Source organism: Rhodoferax sp. U2-2l (genome assembly GCF_020594515.1).
Lineage (GTDB): Bacteria > Pseudomonadota > Gammaproteobacteria > Burkholderiales > Burkholderiaceae_C > Rhodoferax.
In genome coordinates, this window is sequence record NZ_JAJCTH010000044.1 from 1 (window position 1) to 295 (window position 295).

At 60.0% G+C, this 295-nt stretch carries 1 protein-coding gene; it reads right to left on the reverse strand.

The features are described from left to right. Positions 1-295 (reverse strand): transposase (locus LHU53_RS19930; protein WP_227334468.1); only part of this gene is annotated, 295 nt, incomplete at both ends.

Here is a 295-nt window from a genome sequence, read left to right on the forward strand (position 1 = left end):
CCACAACTGCCCACCCAGGCGCCCAGTGTGGAGCGCGGTATGGCTACACCAGCACGACCAAAGATGGCCTCTTGGCGGTACAAGGGCAGATGGTCAGCAAACTTGGCCACCAGCACCTGGGCCAGCAAACCCGTGGTGGGAATGCCTTTGTCGATGATGTGAGCGTCTACCGGGGCCTGGATCAGCGTTTGGCACTGGGCACAGACCCATTTGCCACGGATGTGGCGCTGCACACTGAAGACACCGGGCTGGTAGTCCAGCTTCTCGGCCACATCTTCACCGATCCGTTTCATTT